Below are 16,494 nucleotides of genomic sequence, written 5' to 3'. Positions count from 1 at the left end.
CGCACTCAAAGCGGATGCGCGGCGGGTGTCGCGACCAGACGGGCGAACCCGCGCTAGTCAGCCTCGGAAGGTGGACACAGCAATGCAGTTCAACAAGGGTGATCGCGTCGAGTACAAGGGCCAGGACGACCAGAAGCACACGGGTGAGATCCGGGGTATCCAGGGCCAGCCGCCCCAGGCGAGGTACACCGTCCGCGACGAGAACACCAACGTGGAAGAGCAGGTCGAAGAGCGGAAGATTGAGCGGCAGCTGTAATACTCGGCGCGGGCCGAGCGGGCGGAGCTGTTGCGGGACTGGGTCGCGGCCCGGGAGGCGGGGGTGAGATTCGTGCACCAGGGAGCGCCCGAGTGGCCCGCCCAGCTCGACGACCTCGGGGACGCCCGGCCGGTCGGGCTCTGGGTGCGTGGACTGCCCAGTCTGCGGATATGGGCCCTGCGGTCCGTCGCCGTCGTGGGTGCCCGGGCCTGCACGGAGTACGGGGCGCACATGGCGGCCGCCCTCGGCGCGGGGCTCGCGGAGCGCGGCTGGGTGGTCGTCTCCGGCTGGCGGAAGAACGTACGGCGTGGACGGGGCTGCTCACCGGGGCACCCTCGCGGCCGGCGGCGCCACCGTCGCGGTGCTGGCCTGCGGAGTGGACCGGCCCTATCCGCGCGGACACACCGAGTTGATCAGCAGGATCGCTCAGCAGGGGCTGGTCATCGGCGAGTTGCCACCCGGGGAGCATCCGACGCCGAGCAGGTTCCTCCTCAGGAACCGCGTGATGGTGCTCACCCGGGGCACCGTGGTGGTCGAGGCGGCCTACCGCAGCGGGGCGCTGGTCACGGCACGGGCGGCGCAGCGGCTCGGCCGGTACACCATGGGCGTGCCCAGCCCTATTGCGGCGGGTACCGCTTCTTCCTCGATCCCCTTCCGCCTGCTGGTGGCCGCCTGACGCACGAGAGGCCCGGGAGTGCCCTCCGTGGGGTCTTCCCGGGCCTCTCGTGTGTCCGCCGGGGCCAGCGACGGCCGCTGCTCTCTCGGCCCTCCCGTGGCCTCACCAGCACAGGGGGAGGAGATCGCCGCCCGCGCAGTCGGGGCACTGCACCTGGCCGGTGTCGTGGCAGATCGCGCACCCTCCGAACCCCCAGCAGGCCGGGCACCAGATTGCGCGGTGGTCGGCGCACATGCCGCACACCTTCGAGATCTGGTGCAGCACCTCAAGCAGGGACGGCGCGCCAGGGTCGAACGGTCGGCGCCCTGCACGAGGCTTGGGGGTGGTCACTTGCGCACCTGGGGGCGCACGAGCAGCACGTCACCAGCGGGGAACCGGGCCTGGCCGCCCTCCTCCCAGGTGACCACGATGGCCAGCCCGCCCATCGGCCCTCGGGCGGTGGTGGTCTCCTTGACCGTTCTCCACTGGTTCTCGTAGCCGATCACGTCGCCGCTGGTGACCAGGGCTGCACACTTGGTCGGGGTTAACGGTTCTTGGTGGTTCAACATCCTGTGACCCCCTGCAGGCCCCTGAACTGGGGTTATCGCGGTTATTGCGCTACACGCAGTACACCACGATAACGAGTGCACGCACTATGATGCGGTAGCGCAGCAGACCGCGTGCTCATACGGTCGGAGGATGGGTGATCTTGAACTCGACCGGAGCCGAGCGATCTGGAAGCAGATCGCGGAGGAGATCAGCCGCCGCATCGCCAGCGGCGCGTACCCCCAGGGCGAACGTCTGCCGGGGCTGGTCGACCTGGCCAGCGAGTTCGGCGTCGCCGTGTCCACGATCCAGAAGGTGTTCGCTCACCTGAAGACGAACGGCGAAGTCCGCACCGAGCTTGGGTTGGGAACCTGGCCGGTCTCGCCCGAGGAACGCCAGGGCTAAGCCTCTTCGTGCGGGCAAACGCCCCCGTCAAGCTGCTTGCCGTCGTCTATCGCCTCGAGCCGGGTCCGGTGTCACTACCCGGCGCTACTCTGAACAGAGTTGGCGGGGCGTTAGCTGGGGAGTGTGGGGGGCCATGGTGGCGACGACATCAGGCGAGGACGACGACGCCACGAAGCCGGACCATGAAGACGACGCCGCCCCGAAGCGGGGCAAAATCCAACCGCCATACAGATTCCGCGACTTCGCGTCGATGTCGGCAGACGACGTGGCTATGGTTCTCGCGCAGGACGAGAAGCTGGCGAGGTGGAGGGATCGCGTAGGGGAGCTGATCCCCCCGGTCGACCACCTGGTTGGTCGTGACCAGATCGTCAACGTCCACGTCGGGACCCACGTTGAGGCCCCGACCAGCGTCGCGCCCCAGCCCGAGATTGCCCCGGCGACCCCTTCCAGCACCCTGGCCGAGCAGCGACAGAAGTTCCACTTCGACTTCCTGAACCACACCATGAAGCAGTCCGAGTGGACGTTCCGTCTGAGCGTGTACTTCATGACCGGCGGGGCGGTGGTCATCCTGGTGGCGGCCGTCCTGGCCCTGGTACACGCGGGCAGCGCCAACCACGGTTACCTGCCGCTCGTGACGGGCCTGTCGGGTGTGCTGATCACTACCGGCGGCGGCGCGCTGGCCCTGCACTCGAAGCGCACCATGACCAACCTGACCAAGGCGGCTGAGGACAACGAGGCCAAGGTCGACCTCGACCAGAAGCTCGAAGTCGCGACGACCTTCATCGACCGTATTCAGGACAAGGACACCAAGGACCGCCTGAACTCGGCCGCTGCGCTCCGGGCTCTCGGCATGCAGCCGAGCCCCGAGACGATGGTCAACCGGCTGCTCCCCGGCCAGCCCACCAAGGAGATCGATCCGGGCGACCCCGCCGAGTGAGGTCACGGCCCCCAGTACACGGGGCGGGGGCGTGGTCGGTTCGTGCCAGGCGTCCTACTGGACTACTGGGGGAGTTCCCGCTTCGTACCCTGGGTCACGCGGCTGACAGCGGGTTCAAAGATCGCCGTCGCACGCATGACCTTGACCAGCTCCTCATAAGCCTCGTCGGCCTTGGCGGAGAGCTTCTCGACGTTCGGCCACCACTTGGCTGTGTTGCGTACGGCGTCGGCGCGTACCTCCTCAGGGTTGCCGGGACCGGTGAGCTTCTGCGATGTCTGCCACTTGAAGAACTCCACGAACCAATCCCGGAACGCCTCGAATGCTGCTTGGTGGGCGTCCTGCATGGCAGCGGTTCCGTACAAGGGCCCCGGCGTTTGCCCGGCTCGTCCGACCTTGGGTCGGTTGACGTCGGCGGCGGGCCCCGGAAGCAGGCGAACACGGCCCCTGTGGATCATGGAGTTCTCTACGCTTCAAGATCCACGAAGGTGCCGTGTTCGTCCCACCATCATCCCCCATCCCTGCTCCTGTCTGCCCCGCACCCCGCCTGCAAGATCTGCGTGAGGGTGCCGCCCGGGATCAAGTCGGCAGCCTGGTCGCGGAGTTCGAGTCACTCACCGATCCGCGCGGAGCCAGCGGTGTGCGTTACCGGCTCTCCTCCCTGCTGGCCCTGGTGGTCTGCGCGATGACGCCCGCGGGCCACGACTCGATCACTGCGGCAGCGGAGTGGTGCCGGCGTGCGGCCCCCGAGGAACTGGCCGCCTTCGGCCTGCCCTACCACCCGCTCCTGGGCCGTTACCGGGTGCCGAGCGAGAAGACCCTGCGCAGCGTGCTGGGGCGCCTTGATCCGGCCGAACTCAGCGCGGCCGGGTTCGCCTACCTGACGTCCCTGCTCTCCGACGAGCGCGCGCATCCCGCGCTGCTGATGCCGGACGGCGGCCCGGAACGCGAACAGCGCCGGGCCCACCAGGCTGCCGCCCAGACCGATCCGGTGCGTCAAAGGCGCCGGGCGATCGCGGTGGACGGCAAATGCCTGCGCGGTGCACGACGCCCTGACGGCAGCCGGGTCTTCGTGCTCTCCGCGGTCCGCCACGGCGACGGCATCACCCTGGCCTCCCGCGAGATCGGCGCGAAGACGAACGAAATCCCCGAGTTCGCACCCCTGCTCGACCAGATCGACGACGTGGAACTCGCCGGCGCGGTCATCACCGCCGATGCTCTCCACGCCCAGCACGCCCACGCCGCCTACCTGCACGAACGCGGCGTCCACTACCTCCTCACGATCAAGAACAACCAGCGCGGTCAGGCCCGCCAACTCCACCGGCTGCCCTGGAAAGAGGTCCCCGTGATCCACCGTGACGACACCCGCGGCCACGGCCGCCACGAGCAGCGCCACGTACAGGTCGTCACCGTCGACGGCCTGCTCTTCCCCAACGCCCGTCAAGTCCTGCGCATTCAGCGCAGGCGCCGCCTCTACGGAGCGAAGAAGTGGTCCAGCGAGACCGTCTACGCCATCACCGATCTGCCCGCTGAGCAGGCATCTGCCGCCGAGATCGCCGCCTGGGCTCGCGGGCACTGGACCGTGGAGAACACCGTCCACTGGGTGCGTGATGTCGTCTTCAGTGAGGACAAGTCCCAGGTCAGGACCCGCAATACGCCAGCCGTGCTCGCCGCCGTCCGCGACCTGATCCGCAGTGCACTCAAACTCGCCGGGTACGTCAACACCGCCGCCGGACGCCGAGCCCACACCGAACGCCACCGCGTCCTCGCCCTCTACGGCATCACATGATCAACCAGACATCCGAGGCAAACGCCGGGGCCCTGACGCTAACCCCACCTACCTGGCGTTCCGGAAGGTGCTGACCGCCAGCGACGCCGACCTCGCCGAGGTTATCGCCCAGGCCTGAAAACGAGCAGGCCCGGTCGGGGACACCACCCCAACCGGGCCTTTTCGCTGAACGAGAGGACCCACCAATGGCTGAATACGCGACGCTCCGAGTCCACGCGACGTCTCGAAAGAGCGTGCAGCAGGCCGCTTACCAACTGACCGGCAATTCCGGCACCAACGTCACGCTGTCCGAGGCGCTCGACGCGCTGTGTCGGCTGGCCGCTGACAACCCCAAGGCCGCCCAGGACGCCCTCCGACTGGTCCGAGCCGACGTCAGCGACCTTGCCGGCTCGGAAAGCCTGGAGGGTCCGCGATGAGGGCGGCTGTACTCAACCCGGAGGAGACGCTCCGGGTAGCGGTGATGGAACGGGTCTCCACTGCCGAGCAGCTCCAGGGCTACGGCCTGGAGGTCCAAGACGAGGCTTGCCGGGAGTACGTCGACCGCAAGGGTTGGCGGCTGCACGACGTTTATAAGGACGAGGGCGAATCAGGGTCGCTGACCAGCCGACCGGGCTTCGACCGGCTGATGGTCGACGCACGTGCCGGTCTGGTTGACGTGGTCGTTGTGCACAAGTGGGACCGGGTAGGCCGTACCGGGCGCGCCTTCTGGCGCTGGATCTGGGAACTCGAAGACCTGGGCGTCGAGATCGTCAGCGTGTCGCAGCAGATCGACACGACGACCACCCAGGGCAAGCTGATGCTTCAGCAGTACGCCGCCTTCGCCGAGTTCGAGTACAACCTGATCCGCGAGAGGACCCAGGCGGGGTTGCAGGCCAAGGCGGTGCGGGGCGGGTGGCCAGGTGGCGAGCTTCCGTACGGGTACCGGATCGAGGGCAAGGGGAAGAAGGGCTCGTACCTCGTCCCGGATGAGCACGAGGTCAAGGTGTTGTGGTTGCTGTGGACGATGGCCGTTGAGGACGGCCTGAACACTCGGGAGATGGCCGCCCGGCTGAACGCCGAGCAGCTCTACACCAGGTCGGGCAAACCTTGGTCGGCGCCCAACGTGCGCGGCAAGCTGCTGTCCGACTCGACCCTCAAGGCCACCACGACCTTCCGTAACCCCGACCGGGCGCACGCCGGTCACGGGGTGAAGCTCACCCGGGACGGCAGCACCAAGCACGGTGAAACGGTCACAATCCGGCTGACCCCGATCTTCACGCCCGAGGAGGCCGCGAGCCTGGGCAGGGCAATGGGGAGGCTCGCAAACGGCAAGCCGAAGTCGAAGCCGCAGGGCTACCCGCTGTCGAAGCGGCTGGTCAACGAGCACAGCGGCTGCGGCCAGCATCACGTCGGGATGAAGCGGACCGGCCGTAACGGTCGCTGGTACCGCTGCACGGGGAAGGCGCAGAAGTACCCGGGCGATCCGATGTGCTCATGCGAGATGGTCGACGCCGACGCGGTTGAGCGCGCGGTCTGGGCCGAAGTGGTGCAGCTCCTGGAGGACCCACAGCGGCTCCAGGCGATGGCCGCCGAGTGGGTCGGGGTCGCCGCCGGGGAAGAGACCAACTTTGAAGACCGGCTTGCCGACCTCGACCGGCAGATCAGTGAGCGGGAGACCGCCCTGACCAGGACTGTCACCGAGTACGCGAAGCTGAACCTTCCGGCGGTCGCCCTCGAAGCGGCCACCCGGGCGCTGACCGAGGAGCTGGGCCAGCTGCGGTCGATGCGGGGCGAGGCCGCCGCGTGGCTCCAGGAGACGGAGGCCGCCGAGCAGCGCGCAAGCGACCTCACCGCCCTGGCCAGCGTCGCCCGTGAGCGGCTGGCCGACATGACCCCGGCTGAGCAGGCCGAGGTTCTGGCGCTGCTGGACGTGAAGGTGACGATCACAGGGCCGGTCCCGAAGCCGAGGCTTGGGCTGGCCTGCTCGCTGGCCGCGTGGTTCAAGGAGAACGGGCGGCTGGTGCCGGACGCGCTGTCCGACGAGGCGTGGGCGCTGGTCGAGCCGATCGTTAAGGCGTGGGAGCCGCCGAATCACCGCCCGCGCCCCGGTCGGGTGATGCTCGAAGCGATGTTCTACAAGGCGCGCACTGGCGTTCTGTGGGAGGAGCTGCCGGAGCGCTTCGGCAAGTGGAAGGGCATCCACAGCCGCTATAAGACGTGGCGCAGCTGCGGGGTGTGGGACGAGATCATGGCCGCCCTGCCCGACGCTGGCCAGCCGGTCTGGTCGCCTCCGCTGGTTCCGTCGCTGAGGGTTGAGGGTCGGGTTGACCCCCGCATGATGGCCCAGGAAGAAGTGGCACCCCTAGAAATGGGCGTGCCCGGACCGGTCACCAGCGCACTCTCGGCCGGTGTCCATGAACTTCTGCGCGCGGACGCCGAGCTCGTCTCCGACGCCGCCGACGTGGTCGAACTGGTCGGCGACATGGGCGAACTGGCACCGGACCGGCGCGGGCCCATACTCCCTCGTGACCTGCTGGAACCTGCCGCCCGGCGGGTTCTGGCGGCGCTACCCGTACGCAGGGCGACATCGGCGTCCGAAATTGCGCGCGACGCACAAACGACCGAGGACGACGCGGTCGCGAGACTGTACGAACTCCGATCACTTGGTTTCGTCGAACGACACGACGACGGCTGGAAGTTGACACGCCAGGCCGTTGAAACCTCCCGACAAGATCGCGGCCGGTGCTGACCGTGCGTGTTCGGCCGTCCGGGCGACCCCCGACAGCCTTGGCAGTTCCCGTAGTTGACCCTTTCCAGCGATCACGCAGGGCGATGCGCTCGGTCGCGGAAGGCACCCCTCCGCGCCCGTTCGCGCACGGGTGATCCCCCATCCTTCGCACACTGCGACGCCGCAGTCACGCTACGCTCACGAGGATCCCGACTCAGACAGGCATCTCGACATCAGACCGACAGCTCACCCAGGCAACCCCAGTTCACTGCAGAACGGCACAAGGCGACGAATGCCCCAGCACACCTCCGGGTCCGACCGGGCGGCGCTTCCCCCAGCCGCCCGTGACGGCGGCAGCGTGCGCCCGCCCGCTCCCTCGACGCTCGACGAGTTGTGGCGGTCGTACAAGGAGACGGGGGACGAGCGGCTGCGGGAGCAGCTGATCCTGCACTACTCGCCGCTGGTCAAGTACGTGGCGGGCCGGGTGAGCGTGGGGCTGCCGGCCAATGTGGAACAGGCTGACTTCGTCTCCTCCGGGGTCTTCGGGCTGATCGACGCGATCGAGAAGTTCGACATCGACAGGGAGATCAAGTTCGAGACGTACGCGATCACGCGGATCCGCGGCGCGATGATCGACGAGCTGCGGGCGCTGGACTGGATCCCGCGGTCGGTGCGGCAGAAGGCGCGCAGCGTGGAGCGGGCGTACGCGACGCTGGAGGCCCGGTTGCGGCGGACGCCGTCCGAGGTCGAGGTGGCCGAGGAGATGGGGATCGGTGTGGAGGAGCTCCATGCCGTCTTCAGCCAGTTGTCGCTGGCGAACGTGGTGGCCCTGGAGGAGTTGCTGCACGTCGGGGCCGAGGGGGGCGAGCGGCTGAGCCTGATGGACACCCTCGAGGACACCGCCGCCGACAACCCGGTGGAGGTGGCCGAGGACCGGGAGCTGCGCCGGTTCCTGGCGCGGGCGATCAACACCCTGCCCGACCGGGAGAAGACTGTGGTCACGCTCTACTACTACGAAGGGCTCACCCTCGCCGAGATCGGCAATGTCCTCGGGGTGACGGAGAGCCGGGTGAGCCAGATCCACACGAAATCGGTGCTGCAGCTGCGGGCCAAGCTGGCGAGCTTCGGGCGCTGAGGCAGCACCCCTCGGCGCGGTGTCCTCCGCGGAGACAGCCCGCCCATGACCTGCGGAATCAGTCCGCGACCGGCCCTGGCAGGCAGAGCCCGGGAGCGGGGTACATGGCGGGTGTGCTCCCGTCGGCGGCGGTCCGTCCGTACAGTGGTTGACGTGCCAAGGATTCGAGCGGCCTCCGTGGCCGAGCACCGGTCGATGCAGCGAGCCGCCCTGCTGGACGCGGCACGGTCCCTGCTGTCCGAGGGGGGTACGGAGGCGCTGACCTTCCCGGCCCTCGCCGAGCGGACGGGCCTGGCGCGGTCCTCGGTCTACGAGTACTTCGGCTCCCGCGCGGCCGTCGTCGAGGAGCTGTGCGCGGTCGACTTCCCCGTCTGGGCGGCCGAGGTCGAGGCGGCGATGGCTGCTGCCGGCGGGCCCGAGGCGAAGATCGAGGCGTATGTGCGGCGGCAGCTGGCGCTCGTGGGGGACCGGCGGCACCGCGCAGTGGTGGCCATCTCCGCGAGCGAACTGGACGCCGGGGCGCGCGACAAGATCCGGGCGGCGCACGGCGGGCTCGTCACGATGATCGGCGACGCACTCGGCGAGATGGGACACCGTGAACCCCGGCTGGTGGCGATGCTGCTCCAGGGCGTGGTCGACGCGGCGGTGCGGCGTATCGAGCTGGGCGCCGCCGAGGATCCGGCCGCCATCACGGAAGCGGCGGTCGCGATGGCCCTGCGGGGCGTCCGGGGCTGAGCGCGGCGCCGCGCACGGCGTCGGCAGCCAGGAGAGCGAACCCGCGGCTACGGGACGGCACCCGAAGGGGTGTGCCCCCGGCTGCGGCACCGACTGCCAGGAGGGCGTGCTCCCGGCTACGAAACAGCACCCGAACGGACGTGCGCCTGGCTGTGGCACCGACTGCCAGGCGAGCGTGTCCGCGGCCACGGAACGGCACCCGAACGGGCGTGCCCCCTGCTAAGGCACCGGCACCTCGTCCACCCGTAGCAGGCGGGACGGTCCGGTCCGCAGTAGCCATGGCGGCAGCAGGGCCAGGGGGTTGAGGTAGGCCTCCCCTCTGCGTAGGCCCCGGTGCAGGCAGGGTCCCGCGCAGTGGGCGGTCGGCGGTTCCAGTACGCCCAGTACCTCACCCGGCTCCACCTCGTCGCCCTCGTGCACCGATGCGCGTACGGGCTCGTAGGTCGTCCGCAGCGGCGGGTGGCCGGTCCCTGCCAGGTCGACGGAGACGACGCCCCGCCCGGCCACCCGCCCGGCGAAGGCGACCCGGCCGCCCGCCACCGCCCGTACCGGATCTCCCGCGGCCGCCGCCAGGTCGACGCCCCGGTGGCCAGGGCCGTACGGATTCGCCGGTGGGTCCCAGCCCCGCAGGACCACGGGGTGGATGCCCACCGGCCAGACCCGGGCGACGGCCGGCACCGGCGCGCCGGGGTCCGGTGCGGGTGCGGTGGCCGGATACCGCGGGCCCGGCTCGTCCGCCCGCGCGGCCGGCGGCCCAGCACACACCGTCATCATCAGCAGTACCGCAGACCAGGTCCGCAGGCATCGTTCCGCTCGCATGCGAATACCGTCCCGCGCACCGCGTGATCATGGCCGAATCTGTGGACAACCGCCCGGTTGGGGACAGCGGCGTCACCCGCCGCTCCGCCGGTCCCTTACACTTCTTGTGGCGATCCGGGTCACCGGGTCGACTTCGCACGCCCCGACACCGGGCCCTCATGCGGCCGGTGTCAGCGCTCCTCGGTCCTTTGCGGCACGGCGCATCGCGGGCGTCAGGCGCGAGTGCCATCCCGGCGCCCGCGGCACAACCGAGATAACTCAAGGAGAACGGTCATGGCCGTCGTCACGATGCGGGAGCTGCTGGAGAGCGGCGTCCACTTCGGTCACCAGACCCGTCGCTGGAACCCGAAGATGAAGCGCTTCATCTTCACCGAGCGCAACGGCATCTACATCATCGACCTGCTCCAGTCGCTGTCGTACATCGACCGCGCCTACGAGTTCGTCAAGGAGACCGTCGCCCACGGCGGCACCGTCATGTTCGTCGGTACGAAGAAGCAGGCGCAGGAGGCCATCGCCGAGCAGGCCACCCGCGTCGGCATGCCGTACGTCAACCAGCGCTGGCTGGGCGGCATGCTCACCAACTTCTCGACCGTCTACAAGCGTCTGCAGCGCCTCAAGGAGCTGGAGCAGATCGACTTCGAGGACGTCGCCTCCTCCGGTCTGACCAAGAAGGAGCTCCTGGTCCTCTCGCGTGAGAAGGCCAAGCTGGAGAAGACCCTGGGCGGTATCCGCGAGATGCAGAAGGTGCCGAGCGCCGTCTGGATCGTGGACACCAAGAAGGAGCACATCGCGGTCGGTGAGGCCCGCAAGCTCAACATCCCGGTCGTCGCCATCCTCGACACCAACTGCGACCCCGACGAGGTCGACTACAAGATCCCGGGCAACGATGACGCGATCCGCTCCGTCACCCTGCTCACCCGTGTGATCGCCGACGCCGTCGCCGAGGGCCTCATCGCCCGCTCCGGTGTCGCCGCCGAGGGCAAGGGTGAGAAGGCCGCGGGCGAGCCGCTCGCCGAGTGGGAGCGCGACCTGCTCGAGGGCGAGAAGAAGGCTGAGACCGAGGAGGCCGCTCCGGCCGCCGAGGCCGCCGAGGCTCCGGCCACCGAGGCGCCCGCCGCCGAGGCTCCGGCCACCGAGGCGCCCGCCGCCGAGGCTCCGGCCACCGAGGCGCCCGCCGCCGAGGCTCCGGCCACCGAGGCGCCCGCCGCCGAGGCTCCGGCCGCCGAGGGCGAGCAGGCCTGACCTCAGGTCCGTTCGGCTGATGTGAGGGCGGGTGGCGCCGACCGCGCCACCCGCCGTTCACCCGCAGCCCTTAGATCTTCGTAGCCCGTAGATCTTTGGCGGCCGCCCGTACGATCCGTGGCGGCCGCCGACTTCGAGACTTCGAACTCCGAGAAGAGATTCACAGATCATGGCGAACTACACCGCCGCCGACGTCAAGAAGCTCCGTGAGCTCACCGGCGCCGGCATGATGGACTGCAAGAAGGCGCTGGACGAGGCCGAGGGCAACGTCGAGAAGGCTGTCGAGGCGCTCCGCATCAAGGGCCAGAAGGGCGTCGCCAAGCGCGAGGGCCGCTCCGCCGAGAACGGCGCCGTGGTCTCCATCATCGCCGACGACAACTCCTCCGGTGTCCTCGTCGAGCTGAAGTGCGAGACGGACTTCGTTGCCAAGGGTGACAAGTTCCAGGCCGTCGCCCAGGCGATCGCCGAGTACGTCGCCAAGACCTCCCCGGCCGACCTCGAGGCCCTGCTCGCCTCCGAGATCGAGCCCGGCAAGACGGTCCAGGCGTTCGTGGACGAGGCCAACGCCAACCTCGGCGAGAAGATCGTCCTGGACCGCTTCGCGCAGTTCGCCGACGGCTTCGTGACCGCGTACATGCACCGCACCATGCCTGACCTGCCGCCGCAGATCGGTGTCCTCGTCGAGCTGGACAAGCCGAACGCCGAGGTCGCCAAGGGCATCGCGCAGCACATCGCCGCCTTCGCGCCGAAGTACCTCTCCAAGGAGGACGTCCCGGCCGAGGTCGTCGAGTCCGAGCGTCGTATCGCCGAGGAGACCACCCGCGCCGAGGGCAAGCCCGAGGCCGCGATCGCCAAGATCGTCGAGGGTCGCCTCAACGGCTTCTTCAAGGACGCCACGCTGCTCGGCCAGCCGTACGCGCTCGACAACAAGAAGTCCGTCCAGAAGGTTCTGGACGAGGCGGGTGTCACCCTGAAGCGCTTCACGCGCATCAAGGTCGGCATCTGAGTCCGTACCGCGATCGACGCGCGACCCCGATAGGGTCGTAAGCAGTCGTCCATGCTGTGCGCATTTGCGGTCCGCGCACCAGTGCGGCGGACGACAGCAGATCTGACGAGGAGGCCATTGCCGCGTATGGGATGCCAAACACCCATCGGCAATGGCCTTCTTCGTATGTGCACCACGAGGAGATCTCCATGACCACCAAGGCCGAGAAGCGCGACGACGGCAAAGTAAGCGGCCGGTTTCTGCTGAAGCTGTCCGGAGAGGCGTTCTCAGGCGGTACCGGACTCGGCGTCGATCCGGACGTGGTGCACGCCATCGCCCGTGAGATCGCGGCCGTGGTGCGCGACGGATCCCAGATCGCCGTCGTCATCGGCGGCGGCAACTTCTTCCGCGGCGCCGAGTTGCAGCAGCGCGGCATGGACCGCGCCCGTTCCGACTACATGGGCATGCTCGGCACGGTCATGAACTGCCTTGCCCTACAGGACTTCCTGGAGAAGGAGGGCATCGACTCGCGCGTGCAGACCGCCATCACCATGGGCCAGGTCGCCGAGCCGTACATCCCGCTCCGTGCCGTGCGACACATGGAGAAGGGCCGCGTGGTCATCTTCGGCGCCGGTATGGGCATGCCGTACTTCTCCACCGACACGACCGCCGCCCAGCGCGCCCTCGAGATCGACGCCGAGGCGCTGCTGATGGGCAAGAACGGTGTCGACGGGGTCTACGACTCGGACCCGAAGACCAACCCCGAGGCCGTCAAGTTCGACTCGCTCAGCTATGGCGAGGTCATCACCCGCGACCTCAAGGTCGCCGACATGACCGCGATCACCCTGTGCCGGGACAACAAGCTGCCCATCCTGGTCTTCGAGCTCCGGGCCGAGGGCAATATCGCGCGGGCCGTCAAGGGTGAGAAGATCGGCACACTCGTGGGTGACCAAGGCGGCCGGGACTGACCAGAGGCAGACCCGTCCGGGGTGAGCCCCGTCCGGGCGACGGACCTGACCGGGGGATGGACAATGTCCTACCGGTCCGGAACCGTGCAGGAAGAAGACGCGACGCAGCCGGCGGCCGCCCACGGATGCCGGGCCTACTCAAGACACGCAGGAGCAAGTGGTGATCGAAGAGACCCTCCTCGAGGCCGAGGAGAAGATGGAGAAGGCCGTCGTGGTCGCCAAGGAGGACTTCGCCGCGATCCGCACCGGCCGTGCGCACCCGGCGATGTTCAACAAGATCGTGGCCGACTACTACGGCGCACCGACGCCGATCAACCAGCTGGCCTCGTTCTCGGTGCCGGAGCCGCGCATGGCCGTGGTGACCCCGTTCGACAAGAGCGCGCTGCGCAACATCGAGCAGGCGATCCGCGATTCCGACCTGGGCGTCAACCCGAGCAATGACGGCAACATCATCCGCGTGGTGTTCCCCGAGCTCACCGAGGAGCGCCGCCGCGAGTACATCAAGGTGGCCAAGGGCAAGGGCGAGGACGCCAAGGTCTCGATCCGCTCCGTGCGCCGCAAGGCGAAGGACGCCATCGACAAGCTGATCAAGGACGGCGAGGTCGGCGAGGACGAGGGCCGCCGTGCGGAGAAGGAGCTCGACGACACCACCGCGAAGTACGTGGCGCAGGTGGACGAGCTTCTGAAGCACAAGGAAGCGGAGCTGCTCGAGGTCTGATGAACGACTCTTCCTGGGGGGCGCCGCCACAGACCGGGTACTGGGGGCCCGCCGACCAGGGGCCGGCCCACGGCCCCGGCCCGGCGGGTCCCGCGTACGATGCGCATGACGCCCAGCAGACTCGCCCCATGCCCATCGTGCCCGAGGTACCCGCACCCGGCGGAGACCAGGATGACGATCCGGGGGTCGCTCGGGTGAGCGGCCCCTTGTTCCGCGACGAGACGCCGCAGGCGCCGGCCCGCTGGGCGGTACCTGAGAATCCGGAGCCCATGCCCGACGCCCCGCAACCGGCGCCCGCACCGCAGAAGAAGAGCGCGGGCCGTGACCTGGGCGCGGCCATAGGGGTCGGCATCGGGCTCGGTGTCGTGATCGTCGCGTCGTTGTTCATCGTCAAGGCCGTCTTCGTCGGCGTTGTCGCGGTCGCCGTCGTGGTGGGCCTGTGGGAGCTGACCAAGAGGCTGGAGGAGCGCAAGGGCATCAAGGCGCCCCTCGTGCCGCTGGCGGTCGGCGGCGCGGCCATGGTCGTCTCGGGGTATGTGCGGGGCGCCGAGGGCGCCTGGGTGGCGGTGGCGCTCACGGCGCTCGCTGTCCTGGTCTGGCGTATGACGGAACCGCCGGACGGCTATCTCAGGGACGTCACGGCAGGTGTCTTCGCCGCCTTCTACGTGCCGTTCCTGGCCACGTTCGTCTCGATGATGCTGACCGCCGAGGACGGTCCGCGACGGGTGCTGACGTTCCTGGTGCTGACGGTCGTCAGCGACACGGGCGCGTACGCGGTCGGCTGGCGCTTCGGCAGTCACAAGCTCGCTCCGCGCATCAGCCCCGGCAAGACGCGAGAAGGTCTGGTCGGCGCGGTCACCTTCGCAATGGCGGCCGGTGCGCTGTGCATGCAGTTCCTGATCGACAACGGCTCGTGGTGGCAGGGCCTTCTGCTCGGCCTCGCGGTCGCGGCCAGCGCCACCCTCGGCGACCTCGGCGAGTCCATGATCAAGCGCGACCTCGGCATCAAGGACATGGGCACCCTGCTGCCAGGACACGGCGGCATCATGGACCGCCTGGACTCGCTCCTGCCCACGGCGCCGGTGGTGTGGCTGCTGCTCGTGCTGTTCGTCGGGAACGGCTGAGGGATCGTTCCGCGCGTCGCCGGTCTTCACTTCTCCGTCGAGGGGCTCGTCGTCCACAGGACACGAGCCCCTCGACGCATACCGCGGTACCGGCTTCGTCATTCAGGCCACACGTCAGGCCCGCCCCCGCGCCACTCGATCAGGTCCGACGTCGAGGCGTCGACGTCCTCGAGTCCTGCCCGCCGCAGGAACTCTTCGACGTCCCGCGGGCCATGTGCCAGACCGAGCGTCGCCGCGTCCGCCGTCACCTTGCGACCGCCGCGCGGCGACGGCGGATGCACCACCACAGGTCGTTCTTTGGACATGCCCACAGAATCGTCCGCCCCTCCCCGGCATGCGTCCTGGCATCGTGTCACCGCAGCCTCGTCACCGTGAAGCCCGTGTGCCGCACCGTCTCCGCCAGGACCTCCACGACCAGCCCGGGCATCGTGACGGTGTAGGACTCACCGGCGTCCGTACGGCCGTACGCGCATCCGGGCGGTGTGGCGACGCATGCCCCGACCTGCCCGGCCAGGGGAGTCGCGAGCGTCTGCGAGAGCACGGCGCGCCCGTCCGGCAGGCGCACAGCGAGCGCGCACGGCCGCTGCGCCGGACCGGTGTAGCCGAGCACCTCGGCGTCGAAGGTCTGGGTGTGCTGGATCTTCCTCCACGACGAGGAGCCGCCCGCCTGGTACGTCGATGCCGCCTGCTTGGCGACGACGCACTCGACTCCGGCGTCCTGGAGCGAGTCGTACCAGGCCTGTGCCACATCCGGGTCGTCCGAGGCCGGCACCGCCCGGATCCGCGACGGCGACGGCAGGCCTTCCAGGACCTCGAGCATGGCCAGGCGCCGCTCCTCATAGGGGTGGTCCCGCATGTCCGTACCCGGCAGGGCCAGGACGTCCCACACGAGGAAGCGCGCCGGATGCGCCTGCGTCACCGTCCGCACCCCTGGCGGTGCGGAGGCCGTACGGGACTGAGCCGCCTCGAGGGAGAAGCGCCCGTCGACCGCGACGACGGCCTGGCCGTCGAGGACGACGCCCCGCGGCAGGTCCATCCCGGCCAGGGCGAGGTCCGTCCACGACGCGGTCACATCCTGCCCGGACCGTGACTGGAGGCGCACTGCGTCCGCCGTGCGCCACATGACCGTCCGGTGGCCGTCCGGCTTGATCTCGTACCACCAGCCCGGCCCGGTCGGCAGCGTCGGCACCGGCCGGGCGAGCGCCACCTGTACCGGAAACTCCACGCGATCATCCTCCGACTGCGGCGGAAGGGCCGCCCGCACACCACGAGCAATCGTTCATGCGTTCGATTCTAGGCCTGCGTGGGCACGAGCACCACGGGCCCCGGCGGCCGAGGCCGCGTGCCCTGTCGCACGACGTGGTCGCCGAGGCGCCGGAGCGGGCACTCAGGGTCCGTGGCAGGCACAGCCCCTCGTGTCCGATGTGGCCGATCGATGGGGTCGACCACCTCCGTGAGCAGGAAGGCGGCTGGTGT

At 69.2% G+C, this 16,494-nt stretch carries 19 protein-coding genes and 1 pseudogene; 14 read left to right on the top strand and 6 right to left on the bottom strand.

Features of this window, described 5'->3' with window-relative positions; genetic code table 11:
• Nucleotides 1-82: 82 nt before the first annotated feature.
• Both ACQEXA_RS18470 and ACQEXA_RS18465 read left to right on the top strand, forming a co-directional pair.
• A complete protein-coding gene (locus ACQEXA_RS18470) occupies nucleotides 83-256 on the top strand; it encodes a hypothetical protein (RefSeq protein WP_433130577.1) in 174 nt (57 codons plus the stop codon).
• Between the two features lie 6 nt (nucleotides 257-262).
• A pseudogene (locus ACQEXA_RS18465) lies at nucleotides 263-932 on the top strand (DNA-processing protein DprA); the annotation flags it as partial.
• Between the two features lie 102 nt (nucleotides 933-1,034).
• Here ACQEXA_RS18465 and ACQEXA_RS18460 read toward each other — a convergent pair.
• Both ACQEXA_RS18460 and ACQEXA_RS18455 read right to left on the bottom strand, forming a co-directional pair.
• Nucleotides 1,035-1,262 carry a hypothetical protein gene (locus ACQEXA_RS18460; RefSeq protein ID WP_432933114.1) on the bottom strand — a complete coding sequence of 76 codons (228 nt, stop codon included), beginning with the start codon at nucleotides 1,260-1,262 and terminating at the stop codon, nucleotides 1,035-1,037.
• Entirely contained in the window at nucleotides 1,259-1,480 is a 222-nt protein-coding gene (locus tag ACQEXA_RS18455) for a hypothetical protein (protein WP_432933116.1), read from the bottom strand. Before ACQEXA_RS18455 ends, ACQEXA_RS18460 begins: the two co-directional genes overlap by 4 nt.
• A gap of 130 nt (nucleotides 1,481-1,610) precedes the next feature.
• On the opposite strand from ACQEXA_RS18455, the gene ACQEXA_RS18450 reads away from it, so the two are divergent.
• The gene (locus ACQEXA_RS18450) at nucleotides 1,611-1,862 is read left to right on the top strand and encodes a GntR family transcriptional regulator (RefSeq protein WP_432933118.1); all 252 of its coding nucleotides are present in this window, start codon (nucleotides 1,611-1,613) and stop codon (nucleotides 1,860-1,862) included.
• A gap of 271 nt (nucleotides 1,863-2,133) precedes the next feature.
• The gene (locus ACQEXA_RS18445) at nucleotides 2,134-2,799 is read left to right on the top strand and encodes a TRADD-N-associated membrane domain-containing protein (protein WP_432933120.1); all 666 of its coding nucleotides are present in this window, start codon (nucleotides 2,134-2,136) and stop codon (nucleotides 2,797-2,799) included.
• Nucleotides 2,800-2,861: 62 nt separating this feature from the next.
• Here ACQEXA_RS18445 and ACQEXA_RS18440 read toward each other — a convergent pair whose 3' ends face one another.
• Nucleotides 2,862-3,143, bottom strand: a complete 282-nt coding sequence (locus ACQEXA_RS18440; RefSeq protein ID WP_432933122.1) for a hypothetical protein — start codon at nucleotides 3,141-3,143, stop codon at nucleotides 2,862-2,864.
• Nucleotides 3,144-3,289: 146 nt separating this feature from the next.
• On the opposite strand from ACQEXA_RS18440, the gene ACQEXA_RS18435 reads away from it, so the two are divergent.
• The 5 genes from ACQEXA_RS18435 to ACQEXA_RS18415 all read left to right on the top strand — a co-directional run bounded on the left by ACQEXA_RS18435 (nucleotide 3,290) and on the right by ACQEXA_RS18415 (nucleotide 9,162).
• Nucleotides 3,290-4,585: an ISAs1 family transposase gene (locus tag ACQEXA_RS18435; RefSeq protein ID WP_433130575.1), complete on the top strand. Its 1,296-nt coding sequence runs from the start codon at nucleotides 3,290-3,292 to the stop codon at nucleotides 4,583-4,585.
• Between the two features lie 185 nt (nucleotides 4,586-4,770).
• Nucleotides 4,771-5,001 carry a hypothetical protein gene (locus ACQEXA_RS18430; RefSeq protein WP_432933126.1) on the top strand — a complete coding sequence of 77 codons (231 nt, stop codon included), beginning with the start codon at nucleotides 4,771-4,773 and terminating at the stop codon, nucleotides 4,999-5,001.
• Nucleotides 4,998-7,313 (top strand): recombinase family protein, encoded by a 2,316-nt coding sequence (locus tag ACQEXA_RS18425; protein WP_433130573.1) that lies wholly within the window; start codon nucleotides 4,998-5,000, stop codon nucleotides 7,311-7,313. The genes ACQEXA_RS18430 and ACQEXA_RS18425 overlap by 4 nt, the downstream gene beginning before the upstream one ends.
• Before the next feature lie 271 nt (nucleotides 7,314-7,584).
• Nucleotides 7,585-8,427 (top strand): RNA polymerase sigma factor WhiG, encoded by an 843-nt coding sequence (gene whiG, locus ACQEXA_RS18420; protein WP_359397202.1) that lies wholly within the window; start codon nucleotides 7,585-7,587, stop codon nucleotides 8,425-8,427.
• 177 nt (nucleotides 8,428-8,604) lie between these two features.
• Nucleotides 8,605-9,162, top strand: a complete 558-nt coding sequence (locus ACQEXA_RS18415; RefSeq protein WP_432939591.1) for a TetR/AcrR family transcriptional regulator — start codon at nucleotides 8,605-8,607, stop codon at nucleotides 9,160-9,162.
• A gap of 219 nt (nucleotides 9,163-9,381) precedes the next feature.
• Here the strand turns inward: ACQEXA_RS18415 and ACQEXA_RS18410 are convergent, their stop codons facing one another.
• A complete protein-coding gene (locus tag ACQEXA_RS18410) occupies nucleotides 9,382-9,981 on the bottom strand; it encodes a peptidoglycan DD-metalloendopeptidase family protein (protein ID WP_432933130.1) in 600 nt (199 codons plus the stop codon).
• 273 nt (nucleotides 9,982-10,254) lie between these two features.
• Here ACQEXA_RS18410 and rpsB point away from each other — a divergent pair, with 273 nt between their 5' ends.
• From rpsB to ACQEXA_RS18385, 5 genes are all read left to right on the top strand, one after another.
• Complete coding sequence (rpsB, locus tag ACQEXA_RS18405) at nucleotides 10,255-11,223, top strand: 30S ribosomal protein S2 (RefSeq protein ID WP_433130571.1); 969 nt, start codon at nucleotides 10,255-10,257, stop codon at nucleotides 11,221-11,223.
• Between the two features lie 169 nt (nucleotides 11,224-11,392).
• Nucleotides 11,393-12,229 (top strand): translation elongation factor Ts, encoded by an 837-nt coding sequence (gene tsf / locus ACQEXA_RS18400; RefSeq protein WP_432933134.1) that lies wholly within the window; start codon nucleotides 11,393-11,395, stop codon nucleotides 12,227-12,229.
• 188 nt (nucleotides 12,230-12,417) lie between these two features.
• A complete protein-coding gene (gene pyrH, locus ACQEXA_RS18395; RefSeq protein ID WP_359397211.1) occupies nucleotides 12,418-13,176 on the top strand; it encodes a UMP kinase in 759 nt (252 codons plus the stop codon).
• 160 nt (nucleotides 13,177-13,336) lie between these two features.
• Nucleotides 13,337-13,894, top strand: coding sequence for a ribosome recycling factor (frr, locus tag ACQEXA_RS18390; protein ID WP_014675285.1), 558 nt, complete (start codon nucleotides 13,337-13,339; stop codon nucleotides 13,892-13,894).
• Entirely contained in the window at nucleotides 13,894-15,018 is a 1,125-nt protein-coding gene (locus ACQEXA_RS18385) for a phosphatidate cytidylyltransferase (protein ID WP_432933137.1), read from the top strand. Before frr ends, ACQEXA_RS18385 begins: the two co-directional genes overlap by 1 nt.
• Nucleotides 15,019-15,116: 98 nt before the next feature.
• Here the strand turns inward: ACQEXA_RS18385 and ACQEXA_RS18380 are convergent, their stop codons facing one another.
• Together ACQEXA_RS18380 and ACQEXA_RS18375 are read right to left on the bottom strand one after the other, a co-directional pair.
• The gene (locus tag ACQEXA_RS18380) at nucleotides 15,117-15,323 is read right to left on the bottom strand and encodes a hypothetical protein (protein WP_432933139.1); all 207 of its coding nucleotides are present in this window, start codon (nucleotides 15,321-15,323) and stop codon (nucleotides 15,117-15,119) included.
• 47 nt (nucleotides 15,324-15,370) lie between these two features.
• Complete coding sequence (locus tag ACQEXA_RS18375; RefSeq protein WP_432933141.1) at nucleotides 15,371-16,243, bottom strand: DNA ligase; 873 nt, start codon at nucleotides 16,241-16,243, stop codon at nucleotides 15,371-15,373.
• Nucleotides 16,244-16,494 lie beyond the last annotated feature (251 nt).

The organism is Streptomyces sp. CA-106110 (assembly GCF_050936285.1).
Classification (GTDB): domain Bacteria; phylum Actinomycetota; class Actinomycetes; order Streptomycetales; family Streptomycetaceae; genus Streptomyces.
Note: the sequence above shows the minus strand (reverse complement) of the source record. Positions and strands in the feature narration are given on the sequence as shown.

Bases quoted from the DNA above. Each gene is read 5' to 3' on its own strand.
- ACQEXA_RS18470 (WP_433130577.1), top strand. From the start codon at position 83: ATGCAGTTCAACAAGGGTGATCGCGTCGAGTACAAGGGCCAGGACGAC.
- ACQEXA_RS18455 (WP_432933116.1), bottom strand. From the start codon at position 1,480: ATGTTGAACCACCAAGAACCGTTAACCCCGACCAAGTGTGCAGCCCTG.
- ACQEXA_RS18450 (WP_432933118.1), top strand. From the start codon at position 1,611: ATGGGTGATCTTGAACTCGACCGGAGCCGAGCGATCTGGAAGCAGATC.
- ACQEXA_RS18445 (WP_432933120.1), top strand. From the start codon at position 2,134: ATGGTTCTCGCGCAGGACGAGAAGCTGGCGAGGTGGAGGGATCGCGTA.
- ACQEXA_RS18440 (WP_432933122.1), bottom strand. From the start codon at position 3,143: ATGCAGGACGCCCACCAAGCAGCATTCGAGGCGTTCCGGGATTGGTTC.
- ACQEXA_RS18430 (WP_432933126.1), top strand. From the start codon at position 4,771: ATGGCTGAATACGCGACGCTCCGAGTCCACGCGACGTCTCGAAAGAGC.
- ACQEXA_RS18425 (WP_433130573.1), top strand. From the start codon at position 4,998: ATGAGGGCGGCTGTACTCAACCCGGAGGAGACGCTCCGGGTAGCGGTG.
- whiG (WP_359397202.1), top strand. From the start codon at position 7,585: ATGCCCCAGCACACCTCCGGGTCCGACCGGGCGGCGCTTCCCCCAGCC.
- ACQEXA_RS18410 (WP_432933130.1), bottom strand. From the start codon at position 9,981: ATGCGAGCGGAACGATGCCTGCGGACCTGGTCTGCGGTACTGCTGATG.
- rpsB (WP_433130571.1), top strand. From the start codon at position 10,255: ATGGCCGTCGTCACGATGCGGGAGCTGCTGGAGAGCGGCGTCCACTTC.
- tsf (WP_432933134.1), top strand. From the start codon at position 11,393: ATGGCGAACTACACCGCCGCCGACGTCAAGAAGCTCCGTGAGCTCACC.
- pyrH (WP_359397211.1), top strand. From the start codon at position 12,418: ATGACCACCAAGGCCGAGAAGCGCGACGACGGCAAAGTAAGCGGCCGG.
- ACQEXA_RS18385 (WP_432933137.1), top strand. From the start codon at position 13,894: ATGAACGACTCTTCCTGGGGGGCGCCGCCACAGACCGGGTACTGGGGG.
- ACQEXA_RS18380 (WP_432933139.1), bottom strand. From the start codon at position 15,323: ATGTCCAAAGAACGACCTGTGGTGGTGCATCCGCCGTCGCCGCGCGGC.